The organism is Mammaliicoccus sciuri (genome assembly GCF_002901825.1).
Classification (GTDB): domain Bacteria; phylum Bacillota; class Bacilli; order Staphylococcales; family Staphylococcaceae; genus Mammaliicoccus; species Mammaliicoccus sciuri.
In genome coordinates, this window is record NZ_PPQD01000025.1 from 1 (window position 1) to 309 (window position 309).

General features: G+C 39.2%; 1 protein-coding gene. It reads right to left on the reverse strand.

Going from position 1 to position 309, the window contains the following annotated elements:
- Positions 1-291, reverse strand: a 291-nt coding sequence (locus CD035_RS07190) for a hypothetical protein (protein ID WP_180991821.1), incomplete at its 3' end; no start/stop codon positions are given.
- Positions 292-309: the final 18 nt, after the last annotated feature.

Sequence of the window (309 nt, forward strand, 5' to 3'; positions counted from 1 at the left end):
CAATGACTCACTTGTGCTTAGTGATTCGCTTGTGCTTAGTGATTCGCTCGTACTCAATGATTCGCTCGTACTCAATGATTCTGATGTACTTAATGACTCGCTTTCACTTAACGATTCACTTTCACTTAATGACTCACTCGTACTTAACGATTCACTTTCACTTAATGATTCGCTTGTGCTTAGTGATTCGCTCGTGCTTAATGATTCGCTCGTACTTAATGACTCTGATGTACTTAATGATTCGCTGGTACTCAATGATTCGCTCGTACTTAATGACTCACTTGTACTCAATGATTCACTCGTACTTAA